Annotated in this window: 14 protein-coding genes; 3 read left to right on the top strand and 11 right to left on the bottom strand. The window is 68.9% G+C overall.

Going from position 1 to position 18,331, the window contains the following annotated elements:
• Positions 1–6: 6 nt before the first annotated feature.
• Both murJ and MKK51_RS15240 read right to left on the bottom strand, forming a co-directional pair.
• Positions 7–1,536, bottom strand: a complete 1,530-nt coding sequence (murJ, locus tag MKK51_RS15245; RefSeq protein ID WP_243978522.1) for a murein biosynthesis integral membrane protein MurJ — start codon at positions 1,534–1,536, stop codon at positions 7–9.
• Positions 1,537–1,752: 216 nt separating this feature from the next.
• Entirely contained in the window at positions 1,753–2,352 is a 600-nt protein-coding gene (locus MKK51_RS15240) for a superoxide dismutase (protein WP_027171048.1), read from the bottom strand.
• A gap of 239 nt (positions 2,353–2,591) precedes the next feature.
• Here MKK51_RS15240 and MKK51_RS15235 point away from each other — a divergent pair, with 239 nt between their 5' ends.
• Positions 2,592–3,548: a hypothetical protein gene (locus MKK51_RS15235; RefSeq protein ID WP_243978520.1), complete on the top strand. Its 957-nt coding sequence runs from the start codon at positions 2,592–2,594 to the stop codon at positions 3,546–3,548.
• 7 nt (positions 3,549–3,555) lie between these two features.
• Here MKK51_RS15235 and MKK51_RS15230 read toward each other — a convergent pair whose 3' ends face one another.
• The 7 genes from MKK51_RS15230 to MKK51_RS15200 all read right to left on the bottom strand — a co-directional run bounded on the left by MKK51_RS15230 (position 3,556) and on the right by MKK51_RS15200 (position 12,290).
• Complete coding sequence (locus tag MKK51_RS15230) at positions 3,556–5,286, bottom strand: HWE histidine kinase domain-containing protein (protein WP_243978518.1); 1,731 nt, start codon at positions 5,284–5,286, stop codon at positions 3,556–3,558.
• 181 nt (positions 5,287–5,467) lie between these two features.
• A complete protein-coding gene (trmB, locus tag MKK51_RS15225; RefSeq protein ID WP_243978517.1) occupies positions 5,468–6,205 on the bottom strand; it encodes a tRNA (guanosine(46)-N7)-methyltransferase TrmB in 738 nt (245 codons plus the stop codon).
• Positions 6,206–6,208: 3 nt separating this feature from the next.
• On the bottom strand, positions 6,209–7,387 hold the full coding sequence (gene metK / locus MKK51_RS15220; RefSeq protein WP_243978515.1) for a methionine adenosyltransferase: 1,179 nt from the start codon (positions 7,385–7,387) through the stop codon (positions 6,209–6,211).
• 139 nt (positions 7,388–7,526) lie between these two features.
• On the bottom strand, positions 7,527–7,949 hold the full coding sequence (locus MKK51_RS15215) for a helix-turn-helix domain-containing protein (protein WP_243978513.1): 423 nt from the start codon (positions 7,947–7,949) through the stop codon (positions 7,527–7,529).
• Between the two features lie 590 nt (positions 7,950–8,539).
• Positions 8,540–9,724, bottom strand: a complete 1,185-nt coding sequence (locus MKK51_RS15210; RefSeq protein WP_243978511.1) for a GNAT family N-acetyltransferase — start codon at positions 9,722–9,724, stop codon at positions 8,540–8,542.
• Between the two features lie 121 nt (positions 9,725–9,845).
• Complete coding sequence (locus MKK51_RS15205) at positions 9,846–11,132, bottom strand: hypothetical protein (protein WP_243978509.1); 1,287 nt, start codon at positions 11,130–11,132, stop codon at positions 9,846–9,848.
• Positions 11,133–11,138: 6 nt separating this feature from the next.
• Positions 11,139–12,290 (bottom strand): glycosyltransferase, encoded by a 1,152-nt coding sequence (locus MKK51_RS15200; protein WP_243978508.1) that lies wholly within the window; start codon positions 12,288–12,290, stop codon positions 11,139–11,141.
• Between the two features lie 167 nt (positions 12,291–12,457).
• Here MKK51_RS15200 and MKK51_RS15195 point away from each other — a divergent pair, with 167 nt between their 5' ends.
• The gene (locus MKK51_RS15195; RefSeq protein ID WP_243978506.1) at positions 12,458–13,687 is read left to right on the top strand and encodes a DUF1972 domain-containing protein; all 1,230 of its coding nucleotides are present in this window, start codon (positions 12,458–12,460) and stop codon (positions 13,685–13,687) included.
• Entirely contained in the window at positions 13,684–14,937 is a 1,254-nt protein-coding gene (locus MKK51_RS15190) for a glycoside hydrolase family 5 protein (RefSeq protein ID WP_409565690.1), read from the top strand. The genes MKK51_RS15195 and MKK51_RS15190 overlap by 4 nt, the downstream gene beginning before the upstream one ends.
• Here MKK51_RS15190 and MKK51_RS15185 read toward each other — a convergent pair.
• Together MKK51_RS15185 and MKK51_RS15180 are read right to left on the bottom strand one after the other, a co-directional pair.
• Positions 14,897–16,132, bottom strand: a complete 1,236-nt coding sequence (locus tag MKK51_RS15185) for a VpsF family polysaccharide biosynthesis protein (RefSeq protein ID WP_243978504.1) — start codon at positions 16,130–16,132, stop codon at positions 14,897–14,899. The genes MKK51_RS15190 and MKK51_RS15185 overlap by 41 nt on opposite strands.
• Positions 16,133–16,208: 76 nt before the next feature.
• A complete protein-coding gene (locus MKK51_RS15180; protein ID WP_243978503.1) occupies positions 16,209–18,320 on the bottom strand; it encodes a GumC family protein in 2,112 nt (703 codons plus the stop codon).
• Between the last annotated feature and the right edge of the window lie 11 nt (positions 18,321–18,331).

Raw genomic sequence — 18,331 nt, 5'->3', positions numbered from 1 at the left:
AGAGGATCAGGCTCGGCGCAGGCGCAGGCCGAAGACCCGCAGGGTTCCCAGCAACAGAGCGGCGTAGACGAGGGCACCAACGACACCGAGCAGCCCGAGCACCACGATCTCGCGAAGATGCGGCAGGGCCGGTACCGACCGTTCCACGATCGGGAGGCCGTAGACCGCCGTGGCGGCGAGGGCGGCACAGGCGACGACCACGCCGATGACGGTGACGCCGAGGCCCCGGCTCGGCGCCGTCCAGCCCCGGCGCCACGCGAGCCCCACGAGGAGCGCGAGGTTCAGCCATTGGCCGATGGCGGTGGCGAGTGCCAGGCCGGTCACGCCGTAGGGGCCGGTGAGCACGATCTTGAGCGCGACATTGAGGGCGATGGAGGCCAGGGAGGCGATGAGCGGCGTCATTGTGTCCTGGCGTGCGTAGAAGCTCGCTACCGCGCTGCGCACCAGGACCACGGCGGGCAGGGCGAGACCGTAGGCGGCGAGCACCGAGGCGGCGCGGGCGGCATCCTCGGCGCCGAAGGCCCCACGCTGGAACAGGGCCGTCATCATCAGGCCCGGCAGGGTGAGGAAGGCGATGGTGAAGGGGGCCGACAGGGCGAGCGAGAAGCCCGCCGCCCGGTTCTGCGCCGCATGCGCCCCCGTCACATCGCCCTTGGCGATCCGCCGGCTCATCTCCGGGAGCAGCACCGTTCCGGCCGCGATGGCGATGACGCCGAAGGGCAACTGGTACAGCCGGTCGGCGTAGTAGAGGGCCGAGACCGCGCCGGTGGGCAGGAAGCTCGCGATGATCGTGTCGGCGAAGGAGGCGATCTGGAACCCGGCCGCGCCGATCACCGCCGGGCCGAGTACCGTGAAGAACCGCGTCATCGCCGGATCACGCAGGATCGGTGCCCCCAGCGCCGGCGCGATGTCCGCGCGCCGGCAGGCAAGCCAGACGAGACCGAATTGCAGCACGCCCGAGATCGAGACGCCCCAGGCGGCGGCATAGGCGGCGTTCGGGAAGAACCCCGCCAGCGCCAGGGCCACCAGCATCGACAGGTTCAGGAGAACGGGTGCTCCAGCCGCCACGGCGAAGCGGCGGTGGGCATTGAGGATGCCCGACAGCAGCGTCACCAGGGTGATGAAGAGGAGGTAGGGGAAGGTGATCCGCGTCAGCGCGACGGCGAGATCGAAGCGGAGGGGATCGTCCGAAAAACCGGGCGCCAGGGCGCGCACCACCCATGGCATCGCCGACCAGGCGACGATCAGCAGCACGATCTGCGTCAGCAGCAGCAGCGTGAAGACGCGGGTGGCGAAGCGTCGGGCCGCGCCCGCTTCTCCGGTTTCGGAGAGTCCCGCATAGGCCGGGACGAAGGCGGTGTTGAACGCCCCCTCGCCGAAGATGGCACGGAAATGGTTCGGCAGCCGGAAGGCGACGACGAAGGCATCGGCCACCGGCCCCGCCCCGAGCACGGCCGCCATCACCACGTCGCGGGCAAAGCCGGTCACGCGGGACACCAGCGTCCAGCCGCCGACGGAGAGGATGCTGCGGATCATGAATGCTCGGAAGGGTGACGCGAAAACCCTCCCCCCTCAGCGGGGGAGGGACTCGTGCACGCTGGAAATGGGATGGGAAATGGCCGGGCCGCCTCTGTCGGGGCCGGCATCGACCGGCTCGGCGTATCAAAAGCCGGTTTTCCCGGTAACCTCAAGGACCCGCACACAACAACGCCGCGGGCCTGAAGACCCGCGGCGCGACAAGGAAACGGGACGTTACTTGGATGCTTCGCCGTAGAGCTTCTCGACGTATTCCCAGTTCACCAGGTTCTCGATGAACGCCTTGAGGTAGTCGGGGCGGCGGTTGCGGTAGTCGATGTAGTAGGAGTGCTCCCATACGTCGACGCCGAGGATCGGCTTGGCGCCGTGCACCAGCGGGTTCTCGCCGTTGGGGGTCTTCAGGATCGCGAGCTTGCCGTCCTTGACCGCGAGCCAGGCCCAGCCCGAGCCGAACTGGCCGACGCCCGCCTGAATGAAGTCCGCCTTGAACTTGTCGAAGCCGCCGAGATCCTCGTCGATCTTTGCGGCCAGGGCCGCCGGGGCCGCGCCGCCGCCATTGGGCTTCATCCAGTTCCAGAAATGGAGGTGGTTGAAGTGCTGGCCGGCATTGTTGAACAGCGGCTGGTTGGTGCCGTAGGACGCCGTGACGATCTCCTCGACGGTCTTGCCTTCGAGACCCGTGCCTTCGAGCAGCTTGTTGCCGGTATCGACATAGGCCTTGTGGTGCTTGTCGTGGTGGAACTCGAGGGTCTCCTTCGACATGTAGGGGCCGAGCGCGTCGTAGGCGTAGGGCAGTTCGGGCAGGGTGAAGGTCATCGGCAGGTCTCCCGGGTCTGATGGTGCAGTGGGGGTGAGGCTCGCTCCGAAGGATGCGAGGGGCTCACCGTCTGCTCTCCAACGCGTTCGTACCTAAGTCGGTCCTCCGCCGAGGGCAACGGGCGCCCGGCTTCGAACGGCGCGCGGGGAATTCCCTGCGGATCGATTTTGCAAAACCAGGGCCGGGCCTTACTGTGCGCGCCGCACTTCTGTTGTGCAGGCGTTGTTTAGAGAGTTCCATGATCCTCGCGCTGTTCGCGCTCGCCGTCGTCATGATCGTCGGCGGCATCGCCTCCGTCGTCCAGGGCTTTCCCTATGTCAGGCTGGAAAGTGGATGGACGATGACCATCGCGGGCGCCGCGACGGCTTCGTCCGGCGCGCTCCTCCTCGGGCTGGCCGTGGTGGCCACCTACCTGAAGCGCCTGGAGCGAGCCGTGCTGGAGCAGGGGGGCGGGCTCGGCGTCGATCCCTCGGCGTTCGAGGCCGGCGGCCGGATCGAGCCGCCGGGGCTCGGCGCGACCGATGTCGCGGAGGAGCCGGTGTCCCCTGGACGGCACCGCCCGAGCGCGGTCGGGCTCGCCGAACCGAGGCTCGCATCGCCGCCGCTTTTCGCCGACGATCCCGCGCCCGCCTTGCCGATCGGCAATGACCCGGCATCGCCGCTCCTGCCGGATCTCCTGCCCGAACCGCCTCCTCCCACCGTCGCGGACGCCCGGCAGAACCCGATCCGTGCGGTCGAGCCGGATGCCGAGGCCGCGCCGGCGCGCCGGATCAAGCCGAACAAGCCGCCTCGGGCGGTCAAGCCGACGGCCATGGTCGATACGGTCATTCCGGCACCGGAGCCCGCGCCTATTCTTGCGGACGCGCCTCCCGCGCCCGCCGCGGTGCCCCCATCGCCGCCTCGCGAGGCGGATCCGGAGGAACCCCTTGGCCTGCGATCGACGGTCGTCGACGAGCCGGAGCCCGCTCCCGCCCCGGCACAGCCGGAGGAGGCCGATCCCGCCGCGAGCACAGCCAAGGGCGGTCTCGCCGTGGTGGGCAAATACGCGTCGGGTGGCAACACCTACGTGATGTACTCGAACGGCTCCATCGAGGCGGATACGCCGCGCGGCCAGTTCACCTTCGACTCCCTCGACGAGCTCAAGGCCTTCGTCGAGGCAGGCGGTGAAGAGGGTGCCGCCCGCGGAGCGGCGTGAAGCCCCGTCAGGCCAGCGGGTTCAGCCCTTCGGTCCGGGCGGGAAGCGGCGCCCTCATCGTCAGGCGAAACCCTTCGGGGGGATAGCTCGCCGCGATGTCGGCGCGGACCTGCGCCGTGAGCACCCGCTGCAGCAGGCGTGAGCCGAAGCCCTGGCGGGTGGGCGGCCGCACGCGTGGCCCGCCGAATTCCGACCAGTCGAGATGCAGGGTTTTGCCGGCCGCATCCTCGGTGACACTCCAGACGATGGCAACCCGGCCCTCCTGCGTCGAGAGCGCACCGTGTTTCGCCGCGTTGGTGGTGAGTTCGTGGATCGCCATGCCGATGGGGACCGCGACTTCGGAAGCGAGGTCCACAGGCGGCCCGTCAAGGACGATTCGCCTCGCCCCCGGCGCGTCCGACGCACCGTCGCCATAGGGCCTGAGCTCGTTCTCGAGGAGGTTGCGCAGGGACGCGGTCTGCCAGGCATCCTCGGTGAGGACCGAATGGGTATGGGCGAGCGACATGATCCGCCCGACGAAGGCTTCGTAGAAGCTCTCGATGCTCGAGGCCGTGCGGGCGGTCGAGCCGACGATGGCCTGGACGGTCGCCAGGGTGTTCTTCACCCGGTGGTGTAACTCGCGGATCAGAAGCGCCTGCCGCTCCTCGGCGATCCTGCGTTCGGTCACGTCGGCGACGACGCCGATGAGCCTGCGGGGGAGACGATCGGGGGCATCGCTCTCGAAACGCCCGGCCATGTCGATGATGCGCCACGCGCCGTCACCCGAACGCTGGATACGGCCGCTGGCCTGCAAGGTGGAATCATCGCGCAAGGCCATCGAGATCGCCCGGCGGAACGCGGGGCGGTCGTCGGGATGGAGAACGGTGCCGAGGAACTCGCGCTTGCCGAGGGCCCCTTCTTCGGAACGACGCCCGAAGATCGCGAACATGCGCTCGTTCTCCCAGACGGCTTGGTCGTCGAGCATATGCCATTCGAAGATGCCGAGTTCGGCGAGCGACGTGGCGATGCGCAGGCGCTCCTCGCTCTCGCGCAGGGCGTCGCGGGCCCCCAGGCGCGTCGTCACGTCCTGGAGCACGCCCACCACGATCCCAGGCCGGTCGCCCGTGGCGGCGATCGCCTGACCCCTCGCGCTGATCCTGACCGCGACGCTGTCGCCCGCACGGCGCAGGCGTGTCTCGATGGCGAAGGGGGCACGATCGCGGATCGCCGCGCGGATCGTCGTCTTCACCTTCTCCGCTTCGGGGGCATCCATCAGGTCGGACAGCTGCGTCCAGGTCAGTGACGTCCCGGGAGGGACGCCGAGGATATGGGCCGCCCGGCGCGACACCCTGAGGAGGCCGTCCGCGAGGTCGAGGCGCCACTCCCCGAGCCCGGCGGCGGTGAGGGCCGAGCGGTTCTCCTCCGAGCGGACGATCTCGTCGGTATCGACCCGCTCCACCACCAGGGTGCGGAGGGCCTCGGTATCGGATGAGGGCGATGTCCGGATGCGGACGTCGAGGCGGCTCCCGTTCGCGGTGATCCAGCTCCGGATGCCGGCGGAGAGCAGGTCGGGACCGTCTCCGAGGATCGTCACGGCCCGGCCCGTGAGGCTTCCCGCCTCGTATCCGAGGAGGGTTGTCAGGTGCGGGTTGGCGTCGAGGATGCGATCCGTGCCGCCATCGAGGATGACGAGACCGATTCCGGCCTCGTCGAAGCTCCGCCGATAGGGGTCGGCCTGGGGACGCGCATCCCCCGGCATTGGCGATCCTCGGTCAGATCCGCTGCCCACTCCGCAACCTCACTCGGCGGCGCCCCTGCCTTGCATGGGGCATCATCGCTCGCTCCGGTAGCCCCGGATGCTCATTGCCCCGGCATCTGAGGTCGAAACGCCCTGCGCCGCAAGGGCTTACGACGAAATAGCTGTGCCGGAGCGCACCCGCTCAGCCGTGTCGGCGGAACTCCAGGTAGGTCGGGCCACGGCCGGCCGCGATCGCCTTGGCCTCGTAACGGGTGCCCGGCCATTCCGGGAAGGGCCGCGTCCAATCGGCCGCCGCTTCGGCGGTCCAGCTGAGGGCGTCGCACCGGGCCGCCCGCACTAGGGTCCAGCCGGCATAATCGTCGATGTCGCTGGCAAAGCGGAAGACGCCGCCGGGCTTCAGGACCCGTGCGATCTCGGCAAGCGTCTCGTCCGAGACGAACCGCCGCTTGCGCTGGCGGCGCTTGGGCCAGGGATCGGGGTAGAGCAGGTAGACGCGGGCGAGGCTCGCATCGGGAATGGCGGCGAGGAGCTGCGTGGCGTCCTCGTCCCAGATCCGGACATTGCCCAGGTCGCCGTCATCCACGGCCCGCAGCAGCTTGACGACACCGTTGACGAAAGGCTCCGCGCCGACGATGCCGACCTGCGGATGACGGGTGGCCTGGGCGGCGAGATGCTCGCCGCCGCCGAACCCGATCTCCAGCCAGACCTCGTCCACCGGATGCGGGAAAAGTGTGGGCAGGTCGAGCCGTACCCCCTCCGCCGGCAGCGCGACGCGCAGGCGCGGCAACAGCTCGGCCAGCCGCTGTTCCTGGCCGGCCCGCAGGCGCTTGCCCTTGCGCCGGCCATAGAAGGCGCGGTCGGCACCCTCGATGGCCGTCCCGCCCTCGTCGGGCGGGAGTTCATCCCGCCCGTTTTCCACGGGTCAGGACAGGGCCGACTTGAGCTTGTCGGCGAGGTCGGTGCGCTCCCACGAGAAGCCGCCGTCATCCTCGGGCTTGCGGCCGAAATGGCCGTAGGCAGAGGTGCGGGCGTAGATCGGCTTGTTGAGGCCGAGGGCGAGGCGGATGCCGCGGGGCGAGAGATCGAGGGCGTCCATCAGCACGGTCTCGAGCTTCGCCTCGTCGACGGTGCCAGTACCGTGCAGGTCCACGTAGATCGAGAGCGGCTTGGCGACGCCGATGGCGTAGGCGAGCTGGATCGTGGCGCGGGTGGCGAGACCCGCGGCCACGACGTTCTTGGCGAGGTAGCGCGCGGCGTAAGCCGCGGAGCGGTCGACCTTGGTCGGATCCTTGCCCGAGAAGGCACCACCGCCGTGCGGTGCCGCGCCGCCATAGGTGTCGACGATGATCTTGCGGCCGGTCAGGCCGGCATCCCCGTCCGGGCCGCCGATGACGAACTTGCCGGTGGGGTTGACGTGCCAGACGGTCTCCTCGCCGACCCAGCCCTGGGGCAGAGCCGCCAGGATGTAAGGCTCGACGATGGCGCGCACGTCAGCGGAATCGAGGGTTTCGTCGATGTGCTGGGTGGAGAGCACGATCTGGGTCACGCCGACCGGGCGGCCGTTCTCGTAGCGGACGGTGACCTGGCTCTTGGCATCGGGCCCAAGCTTGGCGGCATCGCCCTGCTTGCCCTTGCGGGCGTCCGCCAGATCCTTGAGGATCTTGTGGGCATAGTAGATCGGCGCCGGCATCAGCTCGGGCGTCTCGTCCGAGGCATAGCCGAACATGATGCCCTGGTCGCCGGCACCCTCGTCCTTGTTGCCGGACGAATCCACGCCCTGCGCGATATCGGCGGACTGGGCATGGAGGTGGATGGCGATGTCGTTGTTCTTCCAGTGGAAGCCCGACTGCTCGTAGCCGATGTCCTTCACCGCTTCACGGGTGAGGTGCTCCAGGTGCTCGAAGGTCACGGAATCTGGGCCGCGTACCTCGCCCGCGATGACGATGCGGTTGGTCGTGGCCAGGGTCTCGACCCCGAGGCGGGCTTCCGGCATCGCGCCGATATAGGCATCGACGATGGTGTCCGAGATCCGGTCGCAGACCTTGTCCGGATGGCCTTCGGAGACCGACTCGCTGGTGAACAGGTAGTTGGAACGCGGCATCTGAGGCCCCCCGGTTTCGGGTTCGCCTCAGCAGCGTTCGACCCGGTCTTCGGAACGGAGAGCTTCTGGCACTCCCTCCCCAGGCGGTCAAGACGACAAACCGAACGTATCCGCTAAAACGAACGGATCATACTTTAGATCAACCGTTCAGTTTCTCGTCTAGCGCATGGATGGCGGCGGCGAACTCGCGGCGGCTGGCGTCGGAGAAATGCTCCGTCACGTGCTTGGCGACGACATCGACGAGACCGCTCCACGAGGCCTGTCCTCCGTCCTGGGTCACGAAAGCCTGCTGGGGCGACTCGCTCAGTCCACGGCGAGGGGCGTCGTCGCTCCGGTCCATGCCATCGAAGAAATAATCGATCGGCATACCGGTCATGCGGCTTAAAATCTCGAGATGGATCGCGCTGATGCGGTTGATGCCCTTCTCGTACTTCTGGAGTTGTGCCGCAGACATGCCGAAGCTCTGGGCGACACGTTTCTGGGTGAGGGCCGATTTCTTCCTTTGCTCGGCGATGCGCATGCCGACATGGACATCGCGTGCATCGGTCTTTTGCCCAGCCATGTCAGATCCCGCCCAGTCTCATGAACTCTAACCGCGCATCTTGCCCTTGGGCAGATCCTCGACGCTCATGGTTCTCCTGGACGCTGTTTCTTCCACGTTCCCCTGTTCAACCCAACCCGAAAAAGATGGCACCGCCGCACTATTCCACGCCCTTGCCCGGCATACGGGGAACGGGGAAGGGGCGGGAATGGGATATGGTGGCGTCCCCGGCAGGTCTCGAACCTGCGACCCCAGGTTTCATCCCACTTCGGCTTCCGCCGCCGCCCCGTGTCGGGGCGTTCGTGGTCTGGACTATCCCTTCGCCATGGATCGGTGGGGAATGACCCTTCGCGATCTTTAGGCGCCGCCCGTCTAGTCTCTACACCTTCCCCGGATGGCTCCGGGGCTTGGCTCGGGATCGGCCGGGCCAGCGAGCATGCGGGCCGTGGGCGTTCCCCGAATTTGAGCGGATCCGCCGCGTGGTTTCCCCTCGCGACGCCCAATTGAAGTTTAGGAAACCTGTGCTCTGTCCAGCTGAGCTACGGAGACTCACCACGTTCTCCCCTAGCACCATCGGGCGGGCAGGCCAACCGCCGCTTCGTGCGGCTCCTTCAGGCCACCTTGCGCCGGAGCCACCGGCGCGCCTTCTGCGCGCGGGCGAACCATTCCGGATGGCTGCGCAGCCAGATCTTGGAGGCCTCGGCTCCCGCGATCGCGTGCTTGACCAGATGGCCGCGTAGGGTCACGACCTCGTAGAGTTCGCTCAGGTCACGGGTCTGGACACCGAAATCGGACTTGTAGGGCATCACGCCGACGGTGAAATCGAAATAGCCGAGCCCCTCGGCGCGTGCCCATCGCAGGGCTTCGGCGACGATGTGCAGACCCGGCGAGGTGTTGCGCCACGCCTCGCCCGCCATGGTCAGCAGGATGCCATGGAAGGTCCCGCCATGGACGAGGCCGTAGGCGCAGGCGATCCATTCCCCGTCCACCGCCAATCCGAACAGACGGACCGGTCCGCCGGCGAGGCCCCGATGGGCGCCTTCACGGTAGAACGCCTCCACATCGGAGCGTGAGAGCAGGTTGAATCGGCCGATCTCGGCAAAGCGCGAGCGGCGCTGCTCGACCAGCGCATCGAAGATCCGGTCGACTTCGTCGGTGCTTCGCGCCTCCACGAAGGTGACGGTGCCCGCACGGTCCAGCCGGCGGCGCAGCTTGGCCATGTCCTTCAGGGTGCTGGGACGGCACAGGCGCGCGAGCAGCGTCTCGGCATCGCCCTCGATGGCGACGCCCGAGGCCTGCATGTCCATCCGACGGCATCCGGGCAGGGTGGCGAACGGGTTGGGGCGGCCGTTCACGTCGTCGGGGATCCGGCTGATCTGGATCAGGTCGGCCCGGGGGAGCACAGTCCGGATCGCGGTCCAGGCAAGGGCCATCTCGTCGGCGGAGAGGTCGATGCCGGGGGCGAGAATAGGTGCCGCGTAATCGCAGACCCCGAGATCGAGCCAGGTGATCGCCCGGTAGCCGCGATGGCGCAGGCGCGCCAGGGGCACCAGCATGACCGCACGCCCGTTGGCATCGATCACTTCGACGATCACCGGATCCGCCTTGGAGGCGGTGCCCAGGCGCTCGACGATGGCCGTCGCCCAGTCGAGGCGCTGATAGGCGGTGGCCGTGCCTTCGGATTCGAGCCGGCTCCAGAGGCGGGCGACCGTCGCCATCGTCGTGTGGAGGCGGGCCTCGTACCCGCCGACGGAGACGGGACGCGTCGAAGCGGGAAAGTCTTGGATCACGCTCATGGCTGGAATGTCCTGGGTCGGGATGTCCTGGCTATCGCGGCGCCGGGAGGCCTACGCGCGTGTGCGGCGGACATGTGGGGATCGGGGCCGCGGCGGTGCTCGTCGTCGCAGGAGGAACGGGTCATCGACCGGCCCCCGCCTCGGCATCGCGGCCGGGCCGCATCAGAGGCATGGCGGCGCGCCAGGGCTTCAGCATCCAGAGGCAACCTGCCAGCACAACCACTTCGGAGATCAGCACGCCGAAAAGCGACCAGGCCGGCTGGGCGATCAAGAGCAGGCCGATCACGGCGATGGCGCCGAATCCCACACTGACGCCCGCAATCACCGAGAGGGGACGGAAGTCCTGCATCGTCTCCAACAGAATACGCATCGGCGCGTGGATGAGCGAGACCGTGACGATGGCCCAGGCCGCCACCGCGATCAGCATCATCGGCGCCGCCGCGAACTGGCCGGCGAACAACCTGTGTTCGATGAGTTCGAGCGCCGAAAGGAGGATGGCGCCGTAGGCGATGCAGCCGAGTCCGAGCAGCCCGGAGCAGATGAGGGCGAAGCGGCGGGCGAGGGTGAAGTCGCCCCGGGCGAGGTGCCCCGCCACCTCGGGCTGGACCATGTTGATGAGGGCGGATGCCGACAGCCGCAGGGGCGAGAACAGCACGAAGGTGGCGGCCATCGGCGCATAGGCGGCCGGTCCCGCGATGGCGGCCACGAGAAGGCCCTGTCCCTGGCCCTGGACGTTGGCGGTGGTGACGTTGACGAGAGACCACGACAGGGTCGGGATCATGGCCCCGTAGCGGCGTCGCATCGAGCGGCCGAGGCTGAGCCGAATGGGTTCCCGCAGCAGGGCGAGCGAGGCGACGATGCCGAGGCCGTTGGCGCAAGCCAGGGCGAACAGCGTCTCGTCGAGGCCGGGGGCACCCTGAAAATGGATCATTGCCACGGTGAAGGCGGTGCCCGAGAGGGCGAAGACCACGTCGCCCAGCCCCGAGATCGCCGGCCGGTGCTTGGCGAAGAGCGCGAGGCGCAGGTAGCTGCGCAGCGACCAGAGGCCGACGAAGAGGCTGCCGGCCAGGGCGTTGATGTCCGAGGTCGCCATCAGCGCCGCGCAGACCCCGGCCGCGATCGTCGCGGAGAGGACGACCGCCACCGTACCGAAGGTCACGTCGAACCCGCGCGCCGCGCGTCGTCCGGCGCGAGGCGGAATGGTGATGGTGGCCGGCACGCCGGCGAGCGAGCGGATGTAGGTGAGCGCCAGCCCGCCCACGAGGAAGAGGATGGCGAAGCGCCCGTAATCATGCGGACTCAGGCTTCGCGCCAGGACGATGTTGATCCCGAAATGGAAAGCGCTCTGGGTGACTTCGCCCCCCAGCATGAGGATGAAGCGGCGGACGAGGCGGCTCAGACCGTTCATGGCGATTCAGCCCGCCACGACGGCGCTGGCATCGGCGCCGGCGCGATCGCCGATGCGGGCACGGACCATCGCCACCAGCCCCTCCGCGGCGGCGGCCTCTCCGAACAGAGCCGCGTAACGGGCGCGGGCTGCGGCCGGGAAGGCGTGCCAGGAGGCCGGATCGGTGACGATCCGCTGCAGGGCGGAGGCGAGGCTGCGGGCATCGTCGGGCGCGACGACCCAGCCGCTCGACCCGTCCTCGACCACTTCCGTCAGGCCGCCGATGCGCGAGACGACGGGGGGGCGGCCATAGGCCATGGCCTCGATCGCCACCCGGCCGAGGGATTCCGGCAGGCGCGACGGCACCGTCACCACGTCCGCCCAGCGATAAAGATCGGACGGGTCGTCGACGAAGGGGGACAGGCGGATGACGGAGCCCAGTCCGGCATCGGCGATCTGCCGGCCGAGCGCCTCTTCGCGCGCCGCATCCTCGAAGGCGCTGCCGACGATGCGCACGTCGAGCCGCGCGCGCACTTCCGGCGGCAGGGAGCGGATCGCCTCGACCAGGATCTCCTGGCCCTTGATGCGGCTGATCCGGCCCAGCATCAGCAGGCGCAGGGGGCGGGCGCCGTCATAAGTCGAGGGCGGTGGCGCCTCCGGACCGGCGATTCCATTGTAGACCACCCGCATGGCGACCTTGGAGGTCAGCGAGAAGGCCGTCGCCGTGGCACGGGAGTTGAACACGATGTCGGCTCCGCTCCAGCGGATCAGCCCGCGCAGCAGCCTCAGGGTGGCCCCCTGCGGAATCTCGTGGACATGGACGATGGCGCGGCCGGGACAGAGGCGGGAGGCGAGAAGATAATCCGCCACCACGGAGGTGTTGATGTAGACGAGGTCGCTCGCGCGCAGCCGCTTCCAGGCGCGCAGCATCGCCACCGGCAGCGTCAGCAGGCCGAGGGTCGCGAGGCGCGGCAGGTCGCGCCGCCGGAGAATCCAGAGCGGCTCGAACACGATCCGCGAGGCAACTCCGTCGAGGGCGCCGACGATCGGGCCGGTCCGGGGCAGGACCACGTCGATGACCGCGCCGGGATAGGCCGCGCGAAAGATCCGCACGCTTTCAACGAAGCTGCGGTCGGAACCGTAGAGTTCGTATCCCTGGTGGACGCAGGTGATGCGCATGCCGATTCGACCTCGATCCCGATCTCAACTGCCCCAAGATGACATGCCGTCCTATTTTCATTCGTTACCGAGCAAGAACCTCACCCGGTGTAATCACGGAGCATGGTTGCCTGGAGATGTTTCTCGTGTCCCGTCTCGGGACCATTGGGGGCTACAAGGAGACTCGGATGTCGTCGCACAAGCCCTCTCTGCTGATCCTGGGAACTCGCGGCATTCCCGCAGCCCATGGCGGGTTCGAGACCTTCGCCGAGAAGCTCGCGCTTTTCCTCGTGGCTCGCGGCTGGCATGTGGGGGTCTATTGCCAGGACGAGGTCGAGGCGGTGACGGAGCGTTTCCGCTCGACGACCTGGAAGGGCGTCGAGCTCATCCATGTGGCCGTGTCCACCAGCGGACCGCGGGCGACCCTGGATTTCGACTGGCACTGCGTGCGCGACGCGGCCAAGCGGGGCGGCGTCAGCCTCGTGCTCGGGTATAACGGGGCGATCTTCCTGCCGTATCTGCGTCTCGCCGGGGCGAAGATCATCACCAACATGGACGGCATCGAGTGGAAGCGGCCGAAATGGTCGATGGCGGTGCGGGCCTGGTTCTGGACCAACGAGTGGATTGCCGCCTGGGCGTCCCACCGCCTCGTGGCGGACCACCCGGCCATCGCCGATCACGTCGCCACGCGCCGTCCGAGATCCGCCATCGCCACCATTCCCTATGGCGGCGACCCGATCTCGGCGGCGTCGACCGCCCCCATCGAGGTCCTCGGTCTGAAGCCGGGGCGATACATGACCTCGATCGCCCGGATAGAGCCCGACAACAACATCCTCACCATGGTCGATGCCTTCTCGCGCAAGGTGCGGGGCATGCGGCTCGTGGTCCTCGGCACGCTCTCCGAGAGCAATCCCTACCACCGCGCGGTGAGGGAGGCGGCCAGCGACGAGGTCCTGTTCCCCGGCGCCATCTACGAGACGGAGACGATCCGATCCCTGCGCTTCCATGCGCGGGCCTACCTGCACGGCCATACGGTCGGGGGGACCAATCCCTCCCTGGTGGAGGCCCTGTGGGCCGGCAACCCGGTGATCGCCCACGACAATCCGTTCAACCGCGGTACGGCGGGCGAGGAGCAGTTCTACTTCGCCGACGCGGATGCCTGCGAGCGGCACATCGAAACCCTGATCGGGGACGATGGCGCCGCGAGGAAGGCGGGCGTCGCCTCGCTGGTCCGTGCCGCCGACCGCTTCGAATGGTCGGAGATCCTGAAGCAATACGAGACGGAGGCGATGGCGCTCGGGGGCTTTGCGGCACCGGCGGGCCAGGAGGCGAAGCACCCCGCCACCTCGTCCGGCCATGTCCCCACAGCCCGTGCCTCGATGGCGATCGGAGGACGGGGCGGGGACCGCCCTTCGTGAGGGCGCCTCCCACGCGCAGGGCGATCCTGGCGGCCGCGGCGCTGACGGCGGGATTTGTGCCGACCGCCGCCGCCCCTGCGCCCCTCCGCCTGACGCGCGGCGTCAACACCTGGCCCTGGTTCTCCCTGACGCGGGAGTTTCCGGCGCCGCGCACGGATTACGGGGCGCCGCCGTTCCAGGAGGGCCGGCCCGTCCCGACGGGCCGCGACCTCGCGCGCCTGCGCGCCGCCGGGTTCGACTTCCTGCGCCTGCCCGTCGATCCCGGACCGTTCGCCGCCGCCGGGCCGGAGGAGCGCGAGCGCCTCATGGCCGAGCTCAAGGCGGCGGTGGAGGCGGCGTTGCGCGCGGACCTCGCGGTCCTGGTCAACGTGCAGGCCAATGGCGCGACGCATCACTGGAACCCGCAGAATTTCTACGGCGAGCCCGGCGCGCCGCTGTTTCCCGCTTATCGGCGCTTCGTCTCCGACCTCGCCCGCCTGCTGGAGGGAATCGCCCCCGAACGGCTGGCGCTGGAGCCCGTTAACGAGCCGCCGCAAGGATGCGGCGCGGCATCGTGGCTCACGATCCAGGACGACCTCCTCGGCGAGGCCCGCCGGGTCGCCCCACGCCTGACCCTCGTGGCCTGCGGCGCCTGCGGCAGCATGATCACGGGGCTCACCGCCCTGGACCCCGCGCCGCTGGCCCGTTTCGCCCCGCTCCTGTTCACCTTCCACTACTACGAGCCCTACCTGTTCAGCCACCAGGGGGCGCCCTGGATGCGGGAGCCGGTCTACCGCGCCCTCAACGCGGTGCCCTGGCCGGCCTCCGCCGGCAGTCTCAAGACGACGCTCGCCGCCGTCAGGGCCAGGATGGCCGGCGACGCCGCCCTGTCGGCCGAGGCCAAGCGTGAGGCCTATGCCCTGACGGAGGCCAAGCTCGCCGAGTATTTCGCCGCCCAGCCGGACAAGCGCTACCTTGCCCGCCACCTCGCCATGGTGGGCGAATGGGGACGCCGCCACGGCATCGCGCCGCAGCGGATCGTGCTCGGGGAGTTCGGTGCCCTGCGCAGCGATGCGCGCTACGTGGCATCCCGTGCGGAAGACCGGGCGCGCTACGTCCGCGACGTGCGGGAGGCGGCCGAAGCCGAGGGATTCCCCTGGGCGTTCTGGAACCTGTTCGACGGGATGGGGCTGATGGACGATGCCACCCGGCGCTTCGATCCGGCCATCGTCACCGCCCTCGGTCTGCGCGTCCCGGCGGACGGTCGCTGACGGCGTGGAATAGGCCCAGGAGCAGGATGGCGAACTTGGCGAGCAGCGTGGTCTTGGCGCCGATCCCCTCGAACGTGTTCACCAGGATGACGAAGGCGATGACGGGCAGGAACGTGCCGGGGCGGCAATGGCGGACCAATTCGATGATGTAGAGCGTCACTGCCACGGTGAGCAGGACCGTCATGAAGATGCCCTGGTAGACGAGGGTCCGGACGATGGGGTTCTCGATGCCCCATTCGAGCCCGCTCACGCGCCGTAACGAATCGACCAGGCTCATATCCGGACCGACCAGCAACTCGCGGAAGGGGATGCTGGCGACGAGGTCGAGCATCTCCACGCGGGCATTGGCACTCCCGCCATCGGCCATGAATCGGCTGAGCAGCGCGTCGAAGAACCCGCCGGCCGCGAGACCGCCGATGCCGAGGGGCACGAGGGTGAACAGGAAGATCCCGGCCGCCGCCGCCAGAAGCGGGATCCGGCCCGCGCTCAGCACCTTGTGCAGGGCGAAGAGACCGTAGCCGCCGCCGAAGATCAGCGTCACCACCATGGCCGAGCGCCCGCCGAAGGCGACGAGGGCGGCGAGTTGCAGCCCGATCATCGCGAGGCGCTGGGGAACCGTCATGCGCCCGCCGCCGCCGATGAGGCCGAGGACGTAGCAGGCCGTGAGGGTGGCATTGCCGAGGGGGTGTCCCTGTAGCGCGGCCGAGCGCGTATCGGTGGCGAAGACCTCACCGTCGAGCCGGTAGGGAAAGAACAGGGTCTTCGTCGCGAATTCCGTCAGGCCCAGCAGGGCGTTGACGAGCATCACCGCATGCACCGTCAGTTCGAGGCGCCGCCAGGTCAGCGCGTCGCGGTCGGCGAGCAGGACGACGAAGAGCCCCGGCAGCAGGAACGTGTCCAGTGCCCCCGCCATGCCCGGGCCGCTGCGCAGGACGATGTGCAGGAACAGCCCGATGCTGCACGCGGCGAGCAGCATCCCCGCCGGCCGCACCTGCACGGCATGAACGAGATAGCCCGCCGGGTTGCCGGACCTGATGGCGGCCCACCCGAACAGGACGATGACCAGATAGGTCGAGGGATGGATCTTCTGCGGCGCCGCCCCCGTGAGCCCGTCGTAATTGATGCCGACATTCCACAGCATGCCGCCCGATACGCCGAGGACCAGCACGGTGAGGGCGATCAGGCCGAACGGCATCGGGCTTCGGGAAGCCGCTCCGGCCTCCTTCCGCCCTCGGGCCGGGGAATGGACGGCGCTCCTCATGGACCGGCCGTCACGCAGCCGCCGCGTAGCGATCGACGAAAAGACTGCCCGAGACCGGGCGGCCCAGCACTTCCGAGACATCCAGGATATCGAGGAGGTCGCGCTGGCGCGTGGCCCCGTTCTTCGCGACGATCAGGAGCCTGTCACTGGCGGCGGCGAGGGGCCCGATCCGCAGGTTGCCGGTAAGGACGCCGCCATCGATCAGGATGAGGTCGAAGCTCGATTTGGCGGCTGCGAGGAACTGCTCGATATTGGCGCGGCTCAGGGTCTCGCGCGAGGCCTTGGCGATATCGCCGATGCCGATCCGCGCGGCACCGCTCTCCGAATCCGCCTTGGCCGCCGCCGCCATGCCGGCCTCGCCGCGCAGGACCTCGATGAGGCCCGGACCGGAGGCGTCCTGGTCCGGCGGCGCTTCGAGGTCCGCCTCCACGAGGAGCACGCGTTCGCCGCGCGCCGTCGCCACCGCCGCGAGCAGGTGGATCGTCGAACGCCGGTCCGCGCCATCTGAGGCCGCCGAGGTGACGAGCACGCTCAGTGCCTGGCCCGGCGGATGGATCTGCCCGCGCACGCTGGACAGGCGGTCGAGGGTCAGGCTCGCGGCGACGCTGGCCGGACGCTCGCTTCCCGCCTTGAACTCCGGATAGGTGGCGACCACGGAGGTGTGCGACAGCCGCTCCATCTGGCGTCGGGACAGGACGGTGGGGTCGAGATACTCGCGTACGAAGGCGAGGCCGGCCCCGAGGCCGAGGCCGCTGACGAGGCCGCCGACGAACAGCAGGAGCCGCAGGGGCCAGCTCCGCTCGGCGGGCGGCCGGGCCCAGCTGATGACGCGGGCATTGGTGGTGTCGATGCCCGTCTGTTCCTGGATTTCGCGCGAGCGGCTGAGGAAGTTGCTGTAGACGGCCCGGCTGGTATCCACCTCACGGTCGAGTTCGCGCAGGCGGACCGAGGCTTCGCCGGTGACGATGGAGCCCCGCTTCAGCTCGTCGAGGTTCGAGGTCAGCGCCTTCTCGTTGGCGGCGGCGCGCTGATAATCCGTCTCCGCCGAGCGGGCGATGCGGGCCAGCTCCACCTCGGTGAGACGTTTCACGTCCTGCATCTGGGTTCGCACCGCCTCGATATAGGGGTGGCGGTTGCCGAGCTGGGTGCGCAGATCCGCTTCCTTGCTCGCGAGTTCCGCATATTGGGTCCGCAGCCGCTCGATCACCGCGGACTGGATCGCCTCCGGGGCCGAATCCGGTCCGAAGGCGGTGCCGCGCGCGTCCTTGATCTGCTGCAGCCGGGTGCGCGCCTCCGCCGTGCGGGCGCGGGCAGCCACGATCCGGTTGTTGCTCTCCGCCAGCTGCTGTTCGCTGATGAGCTGGCCGCTCGCCGTGATCAATCCGTTCTCGGCCTTGAACTTCTCGACCTTGTTCTCGGCGACGTTGACGCGCTTGCGCAGTTCGTCGAGGCGCGATGCCAACTCGGCCGAGGCCCGCGAGGCGGCGTCCGCGCGGGCGGAGGTCTGGTCCTTGAGGTAGGCGGCGGCGATGGCGTTGACGATCCGGGCCGCCTTGTCCGGGTTGCCCGCGGTGACGACGACATCCACCACGAAGACCTTGTCGGCCCGCTTTACCGCGAGCTTGCGCCGCAGAGCGCGGACGGCCCGGGCCTCGGCGGCGGCATCGGTGGCGGGGACGGCACCTTCGCCCTGGAGGGTGCGCAGGGTCCAGCTGAGGAAGCCGGTGCCGACGCCCCCGAAATCCGGGTCATCGAGCAAGCCGGCATCGTGGGCGGCTCGGGTCAGGACGGAATCCGATTCGATCACGCGTGCCTGGCTCTCGACCTGGATCACGCCGCCATCCGGCGCCATGGCGACGGGATTGACGTCGTTGGTGACGATCTGCTTGTCGCGCGGGTCGATGAGGATCTGGGCGGTGGCCGCGTAGAGCGGCGGTGCGAGGAACCCGTAGGCCACCGCAATGACGGTGAAAAGCGCGGCGGTTCCGAGCACCCAGGCCCGGCGCACGGTGAGGATGCGCCAGAGATCGCCGATCTCGGCGCTCTTGTCGGGCTCGGAGGAGGGCGGCCGGTCGATGCTGGATCGACCGATCCAATCCGCCGCCGCGATGTGTCTGTCCATCTGTGCCATCG

Origin of the sequence: Methylobacterium sp. E-045 (assembly GCF_022829685.1) — a bacterium.
Taxonomy (GTDB): Bacteria; Pseudomonadota; Alphaproteobacteria; order Rhizobiales; family Beijerinckiaceae; genus Methylobacterium.
This window is presented reverse-complemented; position numbering and strand designations above follow the sequence as displayed.